14 protein-coding genes are annotated in these 15,100 nt (G+C 70.4%); 7 read left to right on the top strand and 7 right to left on the bottom strand.

Translation table 11 applies throughout. The features are described 5' to 3' along the window. Window positions 1-3: 3 nt before the first annotated feature. The 3 genes from K8640_RS26475 to K8640_RS26465 all read right to left on the bottom strand — a co-directional run bounded on the left by K8640_RS26475 (window position 4) and on the right by K8640_RS26465 (window position 5,605). The gene (locus tag K8640_RS26475) at window positions 4-1,902 is read right to left on the bottom strand and encodes an ATP-binding protein (RefSeq protein WP_223749710.1); all 1,899 of its coding nucleotides are present in this window, start codon (window positions 1,900-1,902) and stop codon (window positions 4-6) included. 10 nt (window positions 1,903-1,912) lie between these two features. Then, window positions 1,913-3,778, bottom strand: a complete 1,866-nt coding sequence (locus K8640_RS26470) for a PAS domain S-box protein (protein WP_255653490.1) — start codon at window positions 3,776-3,778, stop codon at window positions 1,913-1,915. Window positions 3,779-3,946: 168 nt separating this feature from the next. After that, complete coding sequence (locus K8640_RS26465) at window positions 3,947-5,605, bottom strand: nitrous oxide reductase family maturation protein NosD (protein WP_223749610.1); 1,659 nt, start codon at window positions 5,603-5,605, stop codon at window positions 3,947-3,949. A 420-nt stretch (window positions 5,606-6,025) separates the two neighbouring features. Between K8640_RS26465 and K8640_RS26460 the strand changes: the two genes are divergently transcribed. From K8640_RS26460 to K8640_RS26430, 7 genes are all read left to right on the top strand, one after another. After that, the gene (locus K8640_RS26460) at window positions 6,026-6,775 is read left to right on the top strand and encodes an SDR family oxidoreductase (RefSeq protein ID WP_223749609.1); all 750 of its coding nucleotides are present in this window, start codon (window positions 6,026-6,028) and stop codon (window positions 6,773-6,775) included. Window positions 6,776-6,952: 177 nt separating this feature from the next. Next, the gene (locus K8640_RS26455; RefSeq protein WP_223749608.1) at window positions 6,953-7,519 is read left to right on the top strand and encodes a Uma2 family endonuclease; all 567 of its coding nucleotides are present in this window, start codon (window positions 6,953-6,955) and stop codon (window positions 7,517-7,519) included. A 40-nt stretch (window positions 7,520-7,559) separates the two neighbouring features. Beyond that, complete coding sequence (locus tag K8640_RS26450; protein ID WP_223749607.1) at window positions 7,560-7,973, top strand: hypothetical protein; 414 nt, start codon at window positions 7,560-7,562, stop codon at window positions 7,971-7,973. Then, window positions 7,970-9,094, top strand: a complete 1,125-nt coding sequence (locus tag K8640_RS26445; RefSeq protein WP_223749606.1) for an alpha/beta fold hydrolase — start codon at window positions 7,970-7,972, stop codon at window positions 9,092-9,094. The genes K8640_RS26450 and K8640_RS26445 overlap by 4 nt, the downstream gene beginning before the upstream one ends. Beyond that, window positions 9,091-9,999 (top strand): alpha/beta fold hydrolase, encoded by a 909-nt coding sequence (locus K8640_RS26440; protein WP_223749605.1) that lies wholly within the window; start codon window positions 9,091-9,093, stop codon window positions 9,997-9,999. The genes K8640_RS26445 and K8640_RS26440 overlap by 4 nt, the downstream gene beginning before the upstream one ends. Window positions 10,000-10,007: 8 nt before the next feature. Beyond that, the gene (locus K8640_RS26435) at window positions 10,008-10,775 is read left to right on the top strand and encodes an ATP-grasp domain-containing protein (protein WP_223749604.1); all 768 of its coding nucleotides are present in this window, start codon (window positions 10,008-10,010) and stop codon (window positions 10,773-10,775) included. 89 nt (window positions 10,776-10,864) lie between these two features. After that, the gene (locus K8640_RS26430; RefSeq protein WP_223749603.1) at window positions 10,865-12,178 is read left to right on the top strand and encodes a PQQ-binding-like beta-propeller repeat protein; all 1,314 of its coding nucleotides are present in this window, start codon (window positions 10,865-10,867) and stop codon (window positions 12,176-12,178) included. Between the two features lie 9 nt (window positions 12,179-12,187). Here K8640_RS26430 and K8640_RS26425 read toward each other — a convergent pair whose 3' ends face one another. The 4 genes from K8640_RS26425 to K8640_RS26410 form a co-directional block, all read right to left on the bottom strand. Next, window positions 12,188-12,931 carry a queuosine precursor transporter gene (locus K8640_RS26425; protein WP_223749602.1) on the bottom strand — a complete coding sequence of 248 codons (744 nt, stop codon included), beginning with the start codon at window positions 12,929-12,931 and terminating at the stop codon, window positions 12,188-12,190. Between the two features lie 15 nt (window positions 12,932-12,946). Then, entirely contained in the window at window positions 12,947-13,768 is an 822-nt protein-coding gene (locus K8640_RS26420; RefSeq protein ID WP_223749601.1) for a dihydroneopterin aldolase, read from the bottom strand. Continuing rightward, a complete protein-coding gene (locus K8640_RS26415; protein ID WP_223749600.1) occupies window positions 13,765-14,490 on the bottom strand; it encodes an SDR family NAD(P)-dependent oxidoreductase in 726 nt (241 codons plus the stop codon). The genes K8640_RS26420 and K8640_RS26415 overlap by 4 nt, the downstream gene beginning before the upstream one ends. A 105-nt stretch (window positions 14,491-14,595) precedes the next feature. Next, on the bottom strand, window positions 14,596-15,084 hold the full coding sequence (locus K8640_RS26410; RefSeq protein WP_194869388.1) for a hypothetical protein: 489 nt from the start codon (window positions 15,082-15,084) through the stop codon (window positions 14,596-14,598). Window positions 15,085-15,100: the final 16 nt, after the last annotated feature.

Raw genomic sequence — 15,100 nt, 5'->3', positions numbered from 1 at the left:
CTGTCACTCCACGGGCAGCGGCAGTCGCACCGAGAACGTCGTGCCCGCGCCCACGGTGCTCTCCACCGTGAGCCGGCCACCGTGGTTCTCCACGATGCCCTGGCAGATGGACAACCCCAGCCCCGTGCCCTTCCCTTCCGGCTTCGTCGTGAAGAAGGGCTCGAAGATGCGCTGCAGGTGCTTCGGGTCGATGCCCGTGCCCGTGTCGCGCACCGACACCACCGCCTCCTGACCTTCGCGCCGCGTCGAGAGCATCACCGAGCCGCCCGGCGGCATCGCGTGACACGCGTTGGTGATGAGGTTGACGAACACCTGCACCAGGTTCGCCCGCACCGCCGACAGCGGCGGCAGCTCCGAGTACTCCCGGTGCACGCTCACCCGCGCCTGCCCCACCACGTGCTCACAGAAGCCCACCGCCATGTCCACCACGGCGTTGAGCTGCACCCGCTCCGGCCGGTCCTGCGCCGGCCGCGCATAGCTGACCAAATCGCGCGTGAAGCGCAGGATGCGATGGCTGCTCTCCAAAATCTTCCGCAGCTTCTCCTGGTCCGCCGGGTTCGCACCCGGCGTCGTCCGCGAGCGCTGCAACAGCGCGTCCGCGTACGTGGCCACCGCCGTCATCGGGTTGTTGATTTCATGCACCACGCTGGCCGCGAGCTGCCCAATCGACGCGAGCTTCTCCGCGTGGATGATGCGCTTCTCCAGCTCCTTCACCACCGTGATGTCCTGCCCGATGGCGATGACCCCCTCCACCTCGCCGTGGTGCGCCAGCATCGACGACGTGGCGAAGGACACCCGCACCTCGTGGCCCTCGCGTGACAACAGCCGCGTCTCGAAGCTGTTCACCGACTCGCCGCGAATCGCCGCCGCGATGACCTGCGACAGCCGCAGGTGCTCGCTCTCCGGCACCAGCCAGAAGATGTCCTTGCCCAGCACGTCTTCCTTCCGGAAGCCCGTGAGCGCGCTCAGCGCCTGGTTGAACACCACCACCTGCTTGTCCCGGTTGGCGACGAGGATGAGCGCGTTCGCCTTCTCCAGCAGGTCCTCCAGGTACTTGCGCACGAACGTCAGCTCGTCGATGAGCTTCGCGTTCTTCACCGCCACCGCCACCTGGCTGGCCAACTGCAACAGCACGCGCTCGTCGTGCTGCACGTCCGCGTCCAGGCCCTCCGGGTACTCCATGTTGATGGCGCCGAAGAGCTGCCCGCTCGCCACCAGCGGCGCGCTCACGCCATGCGTGCTCCCGACGAAGAGCAGCGGCACCTCGCCCAGCACCGTCACCCGCCCCGGCGGCAGCGCCGCGCGCCCCAGGTTCAGCTTCTCCACCGCGCGCTGCAGCAACACCAGCGGCTCGTGCGCGCCCTCCTTCAGCCGGCCCTCCGCGTAGAGCGACGTCAGCCCGCCCGTGCGCGAGTCGGTGATTCGGATGCAGAACGAGCGCCCGGGGAACAGCTCCTTCACCCCGCGCGCCACCGCGGCCACCAGCTCCTCCTCGCCTCCCGCCTCCGCCACGCTGCGGCCCAGGTCCAGCAGCACGCCCTCCGTGCGCGCCTGCTCGAGCAGCGCCCGCTCCGCCACCACCAGCCGGTTGCGCGCCAGCTCCGGGTCGTTCCTCGCCCGCACGGCGACCACGTCCCCCCGCCTGGACAGCGTCACCACCGCGCCCGGCTTCCCGGCGAACGGCAGCTCCACGTCGCAGCTCGAGTTGTCCACCGGCACGCCCACCGACGACAGCGTGCGCGCGACGTCCTCCACCGTGACCTGGTGGTCCGCGCAGAAGCGGTGGAAGGCCTCGTTGACCGCCAACAGCCGCAACGTGGGGTCACACAGCGCCACGGGCGCGTCGAGCGCCTCGAAGAACGCCTGGAAGGACTCGGGCCCTGGGCCGCTGGGGATGCGCATGGCGCGGGTCTCAGTCTTCATGGGAGGTCGCCTTGTCCAGGTCGAGAATCTGCTGCTCCCCCATGTAGGCCTTGGTCTCGTAGCGGGTGATCTTCCCAATCTTCCGGACGATCTCCGCCATGCGCTCCGCCTCGCGGTAGATGATGTCCACCGGCTTCCAGGCGAAGTCTTCTTCCTTCAGCTTGCGCTTGAGCAGCTCCGCGTACCCCATGACCGAGGTCAGCGGCTGATTGAGCTCGTGCGCCGCGGTGCCGGCGAGCGCGACGATGACGGCGCTCTTCTCGCTCTCCTCCAGCCGCGTCTCCGCGTCGGACAGCTTGCGCTCCAGCTTCATCCGGTCGCGCATGTCCGTGAAGATGCCGACGCTGAACGCCTCGCGCCCGCCCTCGTACACGATGGACGCCGTCATGTTCACCGGCACCCGCTCACCGGTGCGGTGCACCAGGTCCTCGCGCGTCAGCGACATGCGGCCCTTGCCGCCGTGCTCCGCCCCCCTGAGCGTGGCCATGATTCGCCGCGCCACGCCGGGCGGATAGAGCTGCTCCACGGTGAGGTTCGCCATCGCCTCCTGCGCGGTGTAGCCGCACAGCGCCTCCGCGCCCTTGTTGAAGAGGATGATGCGCCCCTTCAGGTCCGCGGCGATGATGGCGTCCACCGACGAGTCGATGAGCCGCTCCAGGAAGTCCTTCGTCTGGCGCAGCTCGTCCTCCAGCCGCCGCGCGTCGGTGACGTCGCGGAACGACAGGATGGTGGCCGCGTCCTCGTCTCGCAGCGGCGCCGCCGACATCGACAGCGTCAGCTTGCGCCCCGTGGCCGTGCACACCTCCACGTCCACGCCCGAGCGCGCCTCGCCGCGCGACGCCGCCGTCACCAGCTCCATCAGCACGCCGTCGTCCACCGGCTGCGTCACCTGGTGCAGGTGCCGCCCCCGGGCCTCGGGCGCCGGATAGTCCAGCATCGCCGCGCCGGAGGGGTTGAGCGACAGCACGCTCGCCTTGTCGTCGAGGATGGCCACACCCTCGCTGACGTGCGCGAAGAAGAGCTGGTAGGGCTTGAAGGACGCCGCCTGCTCCTCGGCCGCCAGGCGCGCCGTCTTCTCCGCCTCCGTCTGCCCGCGCACCAGCTGGAGCACCGACGCGTTGCGCAGTGCCACCGCCGTGGCGTGCGCCACCGTGGTGAGGAAGTCGATTTCGCGAGGCGTGAACGTCCGCCGCCGTCCCGCCGCGCGCAGCAGCAGCACGCCCCGCACCTCGCCTCGGATGGGCAGCGGCAGCGCGGCGATGGCGTGGATGCCCCGGGCCGCCACCGCGCGCCGCTCCACGTCGCCGAGCAGCGGATGCGTGGGCGCCTCCTCCATCACCACCGGGCGACCGGTGCGCACCACCTCGCGAATCTCCGGGTAGCGCGACAGCTCGATGCGCAAATCCTTGAGCGCCGGGTCATCGCTCGCCGCGACGATGACGCCCTCGTCCGCGTTGCGGCCGAGCATCACCAGCGTGGCGCGCGCGATGTCCAGCTTCTCCGCCAGACGCCGGGTGACGCCGTGCAGGAGCGCCTCCACGTCCGACGTCTCGGCGTAGTCGGCCGTCAGCTCCAACAGGAGCGACAAGTCCTCCTGACCGCGCTCCTGGGCCTCGCGCTCCAGGTGTCGTCCGGCGGCGCGCTGGAGGCGGAAGATGAGCTCGTGCGCGGCCACCGGCACCGTGAGCACGTCCGCGGGGCGCAGCGGCTCGGCGGCGGCGAAGCCCCGCTCGGTGGGCTCCACCAGGGCCACCAGGGTGACGTGCGAGGCGCGCGGTGAGTCGAGCAGGGCCTGGAGGTCCGGGCCACCGCCCAGCGCGGTGAGGTCCACCAGCACCAGGGCGGCGCCCTCCATGCCATCCACCACGCGCAGGCCGGCGCGCGCGGCGGACGCGGCCAGGAGCTCCCGCGCGGGCGAGGCCGGAGGCACCAGCGTGATGCCAAGAGCGAATTCCAACGGAGACGGCACGTGGAGGGTCGGGGCGGTAGGGGGGACGGTGCCCACTCTACACGCCCCGATGCCTCAGGGGCAGTCCGACTCGAATGCCCCCAGGTCGGGGGCCGTGCCACAGAAGGTCAATCCCAACCCCAGACCCGCGTTGCGACCCGCCGAGTTCGCTCCCAGACGGAAGTCCCCGGTGTCGATGTTGACGAAGGCCGGGGTCTTCTCCAACGAGCGCTTGTCCAGCCCCGTGCGAGAGCGCCAGTCCGCAAGCCCCGTGTCCGAGCCATCCACGTTGAACACGGCCGCCCCCGACGTGCGGAAGAAGAGGTTGCCGTCCATCACCGCGCCCGAGCGCCCCGAGCCCGCGCGCACATTCACCGCGCAGCCCGCGAACACGTTGTTGCGCACGTCCAGGCTGGCGCTCGGCCCGGTGTCGCCGTGGCCGAAGGTGAGGCACGGCCCCGGCATGTTCCACACCGTGTTGTGCTGCACCTTGACGTCGTGGGTGGTGTCCACACGGATGCCGCCGCCGTCCTCGCCGCCGCCCAGGCCGTCGCGGATGAGGTTGCGGCGGATGACGATGCGCGCGGGCGGCCCGTTCACCCGGTTGCCGCCGACGTTGATGGCGCGCCCGTTGCCGTAGAGCACGTTGTCCTCCACCGTCACGTCGGACGCGGACAGGTGGATGACGATGCCCTCGCCGCGCGAGGACGACGTGGCCTTGTGGCCCCAGATGATGTTGTTGCGCAGGGTGACGCGGGTGCACGTCTTCACGTCCACGCCGTTCTCCCGGTTCTCGTGCAGCTCGTTGTCCTCCACGAGCAGGTTGTCGAACGGGGTGCCGGACACGGTGGCGCCGCCCTCGGGGCCGATGCACTGCACGGCGTCGCCCGAGTTGTGGTGGATGTCGTTGCCGCGCACCACGACGTTCTTGGACGTCGTCTGGACGATGACGCCGTGGCTGTCGCTGCTGCCGCGGCTGAAGTTGGAGATGGTGTTGCCCTCGATGAGGATGTCGTGGGCCTTCTCCGACACGTTGAGCCCCGCGCCCGCGGTGCCGTTCTTCGCCACGCAGTCGCGCAGCACGCCGTGGTGCGCGGCGCTGCCCCGCCACAGCACGGCGAAGGTGGAGCTGCCCGCCGCGTCCAGCGTGAGCCCCTCCACGTTCCAGTACGCGCCGCGCACGTCCACCAGCGCGGACTCACCGCTGGGCTTCACCACGGGCGCGTGGCCCGGCGCCGCCTTCACGGTGAGCCGCTTCGCCTCCGAGCCTCCTCGCTCCTCCAGCTTGAGGCGCTCGGCGTAGTTGCCCGTCTTCAGATAGATGGCCTCGCCCGGCGCGATGAGCGTCAGGGCGCGCGTCACGGTGCGCAGGGGCGCGTTCTCGGTGCCGGAGGCGCTGTCGCTGCCGGAGGGCGCCACCCAGAGGATGCGCGTGTAGCTGGGCTTCGGCGGCTCGGGGGGCGGCTGCGGCTCTGGCTCCGGCGTGGGCTCTTGGGGGGTGGGGGTGGGTTCGGAGGGCTCCTCGGGGTCGGGCGAGGAGGGTTCGGGGGTGGGGTTCGTCGGCGTCGTGGGAGTGGTGGGCGCGGGTGGGTTCCCGGTGCCCGTCGAGGGTGTGCCGTCCGGAGACGGCCTCGAGCCCGTGTTCTGCGTCAGCTCGCTCTTGCCGTTGCAGGCGAGGAGGGCAAGCAGGGCCACGGAGCAGCAAGCCGTCATCAGCGGTAAGCGTTGGCGCATCCGGTCGGACTCCTTGTGTGGGTCGCGGCGTGTGGGGCGCTCGCGGGGACGGCCGCCAATCGGGGCTCGCGCCTTGTTCATTCCCCGATGCAACGGCAAGCCAGGCTCGCCAGGCCGGAGGGGAAGAAGGCGAGAAACGCGATTCCAGGCGGTTGCGTGGAGCACGAAGAAGCCGTGCTGATGTTCGGACGGCCTCGGATTCGCCTCGCTATTTCGGGAGGTGTGCGGATGAAGGCGGATTCATTCCCGGGGCGGGAGCGCAGGCTTCACTCTGGGAGAAGCCCGCTCCGGACGGGAGCGTGCGAGCGGGGGCGCGTCGTGAAGCCGGCCCTGACGAGCCGTGGAGTGGGGCCTTTCCCCGTGCGCGGGCCGGTGGGCCGTGCCATCTAGCGCGCGGGCAACACATCCGAAGGAGACGTCATGAACGTGCTGGTTACGGGAGCCACGGCCGGGTTCGGCCTGGCCATCGCGCGACGCTTCATCCAGGAGGGCGCGCGGGTCATCGCCACCGGACGCCGCACGGAGCTGTTGGAGAAGGTGCGCGCGGAGCTGGGGGAACGGCTGTTGCCGGTGACGCTCGACGTGACGGACCGCGAGGCGGTGAAGCGGGTGGTCGACGGGCTGCCCGCCGGGTTCGCCGAGGTGGACGTGTTGGTGAACAACGCGGGGCTGGCGTTGGGGTTGGAGCCCGCGCAGTCGGCGAAGCTCGAGGACTGGGAGGTGATGGTCGACACGAACGTGAAGGGGCTCATGTACTGCACGCACGCGGTGCTGCCCGGGATGGTGGCGCGCAACCGGGGGCACATCGTGAACATGGGCTCGGTGGCCGCGGACTATCCGTATCCGGGTGGCAACATCTACGGGGCCACCAAGGCGTTCGTGCAGCAGTTCAGCCTGAACCTGCGCGCGGACCTGCTGGGCACGGCGGTGCGAGTGACGGACATCGAGCCGGGGCTCGTGGGAGGCACGGAGTTCTCCAACGTCCGCTTCCGCGGTGACGACGCCCGCGCCGCGTCGGTGTACGCCAACACGCAGCCGCTGACGCCCGAGGACATCGCGGACACGGTGCACTGGGTGGCGACGCGGCCCGCCCACGTGAACATCAACGTCATGTCGCTGATGCCCGTGGCGCAGGCCTTCGGGCCGCTCGCGGTGAAGCGTCAGGGCTGAGCGGACTGGGGCCAGCCCGGAGTTTTCGTGCTCTCCGGGTCTCATACCCAATGAGTCCTCAGGTTGATTGAGGATGTCAGAGGTATGATTCATGCTGAACGGATGAACGAGGACATCCAGCACGAGGTCAGGGGTCGGGTTGCACGGGTGGTGGTGGAGTCTCATCCTGGGGGCGACATGAGTGACGAGTCACCCATCGACAGGAGCCTCTACCGAGTGCTCGAAGAGCTTCCCGAGCATGTAGTGGGAGAGATCATCGACGGTGAGCTGCACGTCAGTCCGCGTCCGCTGCCTCCCCATGGACGTGCGGCAATCCGGCTGGCAATCGTGCTGAGTCCGTTCGAGCAGGGGCTCCGCAGGCGAGGCCCCGGGGGCTGGGTCTTCCTGCCCGAGCCCGAGCTGCATCTGGGGCCGAACGTGCTCGTGCCGGACCTGGCCGCGTGGCGACACGAGCGCATGCCCGAGCTCCCGCTGGTCGTGGGGATGACGACCGCTCCCGATTGGGTGTGTGAGGTCCTCTCCCCTTCCACCGCCTCCCGGGACCGGGGCGCGAAGATGAACCTGTATGCCCGCGCGGGCGTGAAGCACCTGTGGCTGTTGGACCCACGCCAGCAGCAACTGGAGGTCTACCGGCTGGAGGCCGGGCGTTGGACGCCCTGCGCCACGCACACCGGCGCCGTGAACATCCGGGCCGAGCCCTTCATCGCCCAAAACATGAATCTCGGTTCACTTTTCGAGCGCTGACCCCTGCGCTCCCGCGCACCCTTGGGCTAGCCTCAAGGCCATGAGCGACTCGGAACGTCCGCCTCCTCCTCGGGGACTCCTCGCCCGGAGCCTGAAGCTCCTGGGCCACCTCACCCATCCGGAGACGCGCACGGGCAAGGTGTTCACCCGCGCCGAACAGGGCCTCACCCGCGCCCTCTCTCGCGTCGCCGAGAGCCCCGCCTATCTGCGCGCCAGCGGCACCGTGATGCGCCAGGGCCTCAACGCCCGCATCCGCCGCAACAGCTTCGTCGAAGGCGCGCTGCGCACCCTGCGCCTGCCCACCACGTCCGAGGTCGAGAACCTCCGCGACCAGCTCCGCCGCGTGAACGACCAGGTCGAGGCCCTCGGCTCCCAGCTCGAGGTCGTCGTGGACCTGCTCCACAAACAAGAGGCCGCCTCCGACACCGCGAAGAAGCCCGGTGACGCGCCATGACCGCCTCCTCGCCCCAGCGCCTGCGCTCCTTCGTCACGGGCCAGTTCCAGCTCACCCGCGCCGTCGCCCACGCGCTCAAGGCCCGCCCCTTCAACCCGTACCCGTACCTCAAGCCCTTCATCGAGCGCGCGTCCGGCGTCCGTGAGCCGCCCGTCAGCGCCACGCCCCACACCGTGGTGTACACGCGCGGCAGCATGCGGCTGCTCCGCTACGCCGCGCCCCGCCGACGCCACCGCACGCCCATCCTCTTCGTCTATTCGCTCATCAACCGCTGGTACATCCTCGACTTCCTGCCGGGCCGCAGCCTCATCGAGCACCTCACGAACGAGGGCTTCGACGTCTACGCCATCGACTGGGGCGTGCCCGGCCAGGAAGAGGAGCACCTCACCTGGTCCGACCTGCTCGGCGGGCTCATCCAGACCGCCGTGCGCTGGACGCTCCGGGTCAGCAAGAGCCGGGATTTGACGCTCTACGGCTACTGCATGGGCGGCACGCTCGCGCTCGCGTACACGTCGCTGTATCCCGAGGGCATCCGCAACCTGGTGGCGCAGGCCACGCCCGTGGACTTCAGCAAGGGCGGCGTCTACACACTGTGGACCTCCGCCAACCACTTCGACGTGGACTCGCTGGTGGACGCCTACGGCAACGTGCCCACGCCCGTGCTGGAGAGCGGCTTCCTCATGGTGGCGCCCGTGCAGCGCGTCACCCGCTGGCTGGAGGTGTGCCGCCGCATCGACGACCCGGACTTCGTCACCACGTTCCTCGCGATGGAGCGCTGGGGCGCCGACCCCGTGCCCTTCCCCGGCGAGGTCTATCGCCAGTACATCAAGGACTGCTACCAGCAGAACCTCTTCCACCAGGGACGCATGAAGGTCGGCGGAGAGAACATCGACCTGGGACGCATCCAGGCCTCCGTGCTCAACGTCATCGCCGAGCAGGACACCATCGCCTTCCCCGCCATGAGCGAGCCCCTGGTGAAGCTGGTGGGCACGAAGGACGCCGAGACGCGGCGCTACCCCGTCGGCCACATCGGCCTGTCCGCATCCAGCAAGGGCTCCACCCACGTGTGGCCCTCCATCGCCGAATGGATTGGCGCTCGCTCGAAAGCGATGGAGTCATGAACACCGCGTTCTCGAACAGGACCTCCGGCGTGCAGGTGCGCGAAGGCTCCCTGCGACTCAAGGACGGGCGACGGCTCGCCTACGTGGAGTCGGGCGACCTGGACGGCGTCCCCGTCTTCTTCATCCACGGCAATCCGGGCTCGCGCTACATGCGCCACCCGGATGACCGCATCACCCACGGGCTCGGCGTGCGCCTCATCACGCCGGACCGCCCCGGCTACGGCCTGTCCGACCATCAACCCGGCCGCACGCTGCTCGACTTCCCGAGCGACCTGGAGCAGCTCGCCAACGCGCTGGGCATCGGGCGCTTCTCCCTCTTCGGCGTATCCGCGGGTGGCCCCTACGCCGCGGTCTCCACGTGGCACCTGGACGACCGCATCCTCCGCGCGGCCATCGTCTCCGGCGCCTCGCCGCTCAAGCGCCCCGGGGGCATGGAGGGCGTCAATCGCGACTACCGCAACGCCTACGCCATGGCCGCCTGGCCCGAGTGGGTGCTGCACCCGCTGCTCGCGATGCATGACCGACAGGTGCGCGCGAACCCCGACCGCGCGCTCGCCGCGGTGATGGCCCACGCCTCTCCGGATGACCGTCGCGTGCTGTCCGACCCGCTCATCGCCGCGCAGGTGCAGGGCTGGCGACGCGAGGCCACGCGCAAAGGTGTCGCGGGCATCCGCCGTGAGGCCCACATCCTCGCGTCGCCGTGGGACTTCCCGCTCGAGGAGATTCGCCGCGACGTGGACCTCTGGTACTGGGACGGCGACAGCATCGTGCCGCCACAGATGGGGCGCTATCTCGCCTCGCGCATCCCCACCGCCGTGCCCCACTTCCTGCCGGGCGGAGGGCACTTCTCCCTCTATTCGCACTGGCGCGACATCCTCACGCCGCTCGCGCGCGCGGGAGGCTGAGGCACCGCATGCACGGACTGACGCGGGCCTTCATCGAGGAGGAGTCGCACGGGCGGATGGAGCCGGAGATGCGCCTGCTGCTCGAGGGCCTGCGCGCGCTGGGCATCCCCACGGAGTGCTTCACCGCCAAGCGCCTGGAGCGGCGACAGCTCCCACTGACCCCGGACACGCTCGTCGCGGGCTATGTGCCCACGGTCCTGGGCGCCTTGAAGCAGCTCGGAATCGAGCCGCCCCCCACCCGGGACTATCCCTCCTGCCTCACGCCCTTCCTCCACCGCCGGTTGTGGAGCAGCACGGTGGGCGAGCTCACCGCGAGGGTGCTCGATGTCTCCAGTCCCCCTGTGTTCGCCAAGCCCCAGGGGCGCAGGAAGCGCTTCACGGGGCATGTCTTCCAGAGCGCCGATGATTTGCTCTTCCTCGAGAGGGCGTCTCGGGCCACGCCGCTCCTCTGCTCGGACGTGGTGCAGTGGCGCACCGAGTACCGCGTCTTCGTGGCGCAGGGCACATCCGTGGGCATCCGTCACTACGCGGGGGACCCCACCGTCGCGCTCGACGAGGAGCGCGTGCGCGAGGCCCTTCGTCTGCTGGAGACCTCCGGGGAGGCCACCGCGGGCTACGCCGTGGACTTCGGCGTGCTCTCCTCGGGGGAGACCGCCCTCGTGGAGTGGAATGACGGCTTCTCGCTGGGCGCCTATGGCCTGGAGAGCGGGCCCTACACGGCGCTGACCCTCGCGCGCTGGCGCGAGCTGACCCGCTCGCGCGCCTCCCTGCCCTGACTTCGTTCAGTCCCCAACGCCCACCTTGCCTCCGGGAGCATCGGGCCCCAGCTTGGCCACCGGCCGGAGGACGAGCGGATTCACGGGGAATGAACATGGGACGGTGGCGGGCAAGCACGGCGGGGCTGATGCTGGGCATGTGGACCGTGCTCGGCTGTGGTGGGAGCGACGCCCCCATCGAGCCTCCTCCGCGCGAGGAGGAACCTCCTCCGCAGCCTCCCGAGCCTCCGAAGCTCGAGCCCGGTGACGCGCGGTGGACCGTCCACTCGCGGCTCCCTGGACAGCAGGAGGTCGTGGCCCTGGCCTCGGATGGGCTCGGCGGCCTGGTGCTCCTGGGCACCTCGCGGGCCACGGGCACCTCCGGTCCCACATCGGTGGAGGCGAACGGCACGTCGCTCGTGCTGTCGCATCACGATGGCGCGGGGCAGGTGCTCTGGACGCGGACCTTCACGGCCGAGCCCTCCTCGGAGGGAGGCCCCGCCATCGCGCACGCGCAGCTGTTGGGCATCGCCTCCACGGCGGAGCTCTTCATCGCCGGCAAGGTGGAGGGACGGCTGCGACTGGGCGAGACGCTCATCGCCGACAGCCACTTCGTGGCGAAGCTGGCCGCGGACGGCTCGCCGCAGTGGGCCCGCTCGACGGGCACGCTCAAGGCGCTGACGCCGGACATCGAGGGTGAAGTGGTGGTGGCGCACGGACGGCTGGTCACGCGCTACGACGCGCGAGGCACCGTCCGGTGGTCCCAGGAGCTCCCCGCGATGTCCTCGGCGTCCGCCGTGGCGTTGGACCCGGATGGCGGCGCGGTGCTCGTGGGCCAGCGGCCCCTGGCGCCCTTCGAGAGCATCGGCTTCATCGCCCGGCTGTCACCCGTCGGCGAGGTGTACTGGGAGCTGGAGGTGGGCCCCGACGCACCGAACTTCACGCACGTCGCCTTCGCCGCGGACGGCGGGCTGCGCTTCACCGGCGACTTCGCGGGCACCCTTCACTGGGGTGGCTCCGTGCTCTCGCCCTCCTGTGACGCGCGGGGCTGTCCGCGCGCCGCGTTCGTCCTCGCGGCGGATGCGGCGGGACGCCCCCTGTGGGGACACGCGCTGACGGGCACGGCGTCGGCGGAGGCCAGCGGCGCGCGGCTCACGTCGGATGTGAACGGCGGCACAGCGGTGCTCTTCCGCCATGGCTGCGGCTCGGAGCTGGCGCGACTCAGCGCCCGGGGAGCGCTGTCGTGGAGAGCCCCCTATGCCACCGAGCCCTGCGCGCCGGGGCTCCAGCTGCGGGACATCACCTTCCTGCCAGGAGGCGACCTCGCGAGCGCGGGCTCGTTCACCGGCACGCGGGCCTTCGGCGCCCAGGAGCCCTTCACCGCCGACGACACCGACACCTTCCTCCAGCGCCTGGTGCCGTGAGCCCCCGCCTCAGGCGGCGCGCGACTGCGCGGGGGCTGCGAGGTCCGCGGCAGGCTCGGGCTCACCGTCCGCGCCCAACACCAGGGGCTTGATGCCCAGCTTGCGCTCCACCAGCGAGTGGCCCAGGTAGATGAACGGCGTCAGGCCCACCGCCACGAGCACCTTCACGACGTAGGACGAGAGCACGATGCCCACGATGACCTTCGTGGGCAGCACGCCCGTCCACGCGACGAACTGCATCACCACGGTGTCGATGAGCTGCGACACCAGCGTGGAGCCCGTGGCGCGCAGCCACAGGAGCCGGTTCTTCGTGACGCGCTTGAGCAGGTTGAACAGGGCGATGTCCGTGAACTGGCCCACCAGATAGGCCGCCATCGACGCGACGAGGATGCGCTGCGAGCCGTCGAAGACGTTGTTGAACGCGCTCTCCACCGTGCCCTGGTAGTCCGGCGCGCGCGTCAGCGGCGCGATGGGCACCTGCACCGCGATGGCAATCACCGCGAAGGCGAAGATGGCCATGAAGAAGCCCACCCACGTGACGAAGCGGGCCGTCCTCTTGCCGTAGAACTCGTTGAGGATGTCCGTCAGCAGGAACGTCACCGGGAAGGGCAGGATGCCGATGGACATCACCGCCACCACGCCGCCCAGGTGCACCTCGAACAGCTTCACGGCGATGAGGTCTCCCACCACCAGCGCCGTGACGAACACCGCCGCCAGCACCACGAAGAGCTGCATCCGTCTGTCGAGCTGCATGGTGTCGCGTCGTCCTCAGGGCAGCGTGTCGGCGGCCAGGCCCGGCGCCGCGGGCTCGTCGAGAGGGTAATAGGAAGTCCCGCCGAGGGCCTCGTGCACCCGGGGCGCCTCGGACGTCACGACGCGGGGCCGAGACACCCGCAGCACCGTCTGCTCCTGCGTCGAGGGGTTGTCGTAACGACGCGCCAGGGACGGGGCATCATGGAACGCCATGCCTCGCGCCACGGGGTGGCCCTGCATCAGGAGCTCCGGCCCCAGCACCAGGTCGCTCGCCTCCACCGCCGCCTCCTCGCTCGCCGGGAGACTGCCACCAGGCTTCACGCGAAGACGGTGCACGCCGTAACCCGCTCCCTCGTGGATGACGTCCAGGTGACCGAAGGAGCGCTCCTCGGAGGCGTAGCTCATCTGCTCGGCCGTGCGGTGCACCTGGAGCGATGGCAGCGCGCGCCCACCGAGCGCCAGGGGCTTGATGACTCGCACCGTGGCCGCCTGCACCTGCGCGCGCGGCACATCCTGGGTGGGCGGCACGAGCAGGTAGCGGCTCACCGCCTCCACGGCGGATTCCAGCAGCTCGAACCGACACGCCTCCAACAGGAAGCGCAGCTCGCCCGCCAGTCGCCCGTAGTTGACGGTGTGCGCGAGCCGTCCGCCCGTGGCGGCGTTGCGCGTGTCCAGGAACAGGGCCACGTCCAACCGCAGCGGCTGGGCCAGCACGCGCTCGCGGTTGTACACGCCCACGATGCAGTCCACCGTGAGGCCGCGCAGCTCGATGACATCCAGCGAGCGCCCCTGGCTGTCGCGCACCACGGGAGGATGGAAGGCCAGCTCGGCGCTCACAGCATCACGCTCCTGCCACCGTCGACGGCGATGACCTGCCCGGTGATGTAGGGGGCGTCCTTCGCGAGGAAGACGACGGCGCGCGCCACGTCCTCCACGCTGCCCTCGCGCCCCATGGGGATGCGGCGCAGAATCTGCTCGCGAGCGACGGCGTCGAAGCTCTCCGGGAAGGCGGCCACGCCGGGCGACACCGCGTTGACCCGCACGCGCGGGGCCAGCTCCACCGCCAGCGCGCGCGTCAACATCAGCAGGCCCGCCTTGCTCACCGAGTAGTGCGCGAAGTGGCTCTCCGGCCGCTCGCCCGCGATGTCGCAGATGTGGACCACCACGGGGTCCTTCCCCGCGAGCAGCGAGGGCAACAGCGCCTGCGTGAGGAAGAAGGGCGCGTCCAGGTTGACGCCGAGCATGGTGCGGTACTGCTCGCGCGAGATGTCCTCGAAGGGCACACGCTCGTAGAGGCCCGCGTTGTGGACGACGACGTCGAGCGCGGGCCAGGCCTCGCGCACGCTCGCGCCCAGGGCATCCACCGCCTCGGGGCGGCTGAGGTCGGCGGCGTGCACGGTGACCCGGCGGCCCAGGGCGCGCAGCTCGTCCGCCAGCGAGCTCAGCGGCTCCAGCGAGCGGTTCGCGTGCAGCGCGACGTCATATCCGGCATGGGCCAGCGCCCTCGCCACCGCTTGACCGATGCGGATTCCTGCTCCGGTGATGAAGGCCGTCCCCATGCGGCGCACTGACTAACAGGCCCCGCTGAAAAGTCGAAGGGCGATGCCGGATACCCCCGTATCCCGGCACCGCCCCTCGTCCCCTTGGAGGTCTTTCAGCGAGTGCTACCGGACGTAGCTGGCCGGGTGCACGCGGTTGGAGCGCCAGTCACCGCCACGGTCGTAGGACACCCACACCCACTCCGTGGTCTGCACGTAACGGCCCGGCACCCACTGGTTCTCGTAGTAGCCACCGGTGCAGCGGGTGACGCGGTGACGGCGGTTGCCGCGCTCCTGGCAGACTTCCGGCACCCACACCTTGTCGTAGCGACCCTCGACCCAGCGGCTCACCGTCTGCATCTCGTAGCGGCCCTGCGAGCGCGGCGGCGGACGCGGCGCCGGAGCGTGGTGGCAGTGGCCGTTGTGGACGTGGGCCTCGTAGCGGTCGGGACGGGGACCGCGGTCGTCATGGCGGTCGTCGTGGCGGCGGTCATCGTTGCGGCGGGCCTGCTGCGTGGCCCAGTCGCGCATGCTGCTGTCGGCCGCGAGGGCCGTCGAGGAACCGAAGAACAGGGTGCCGAGAGCCAGGGTCGCGAGAGCAGTCTTGAAAGCCATGTCGTCCATCCTCCGT

It is taken from the genome of Myxococcus sp. XM-1-1-1 (genome assembly GCF_020037095.1).
Taxonomy (GTDB): Bacteria; Myxococcota; Myxococcia; order Myxococcales; family Myxococcaceae; genus Myxococcus; species Myxococcus fulvus.
This window is presented reverse-complemented; position numbering and strand designations above follow the sequence as displayed.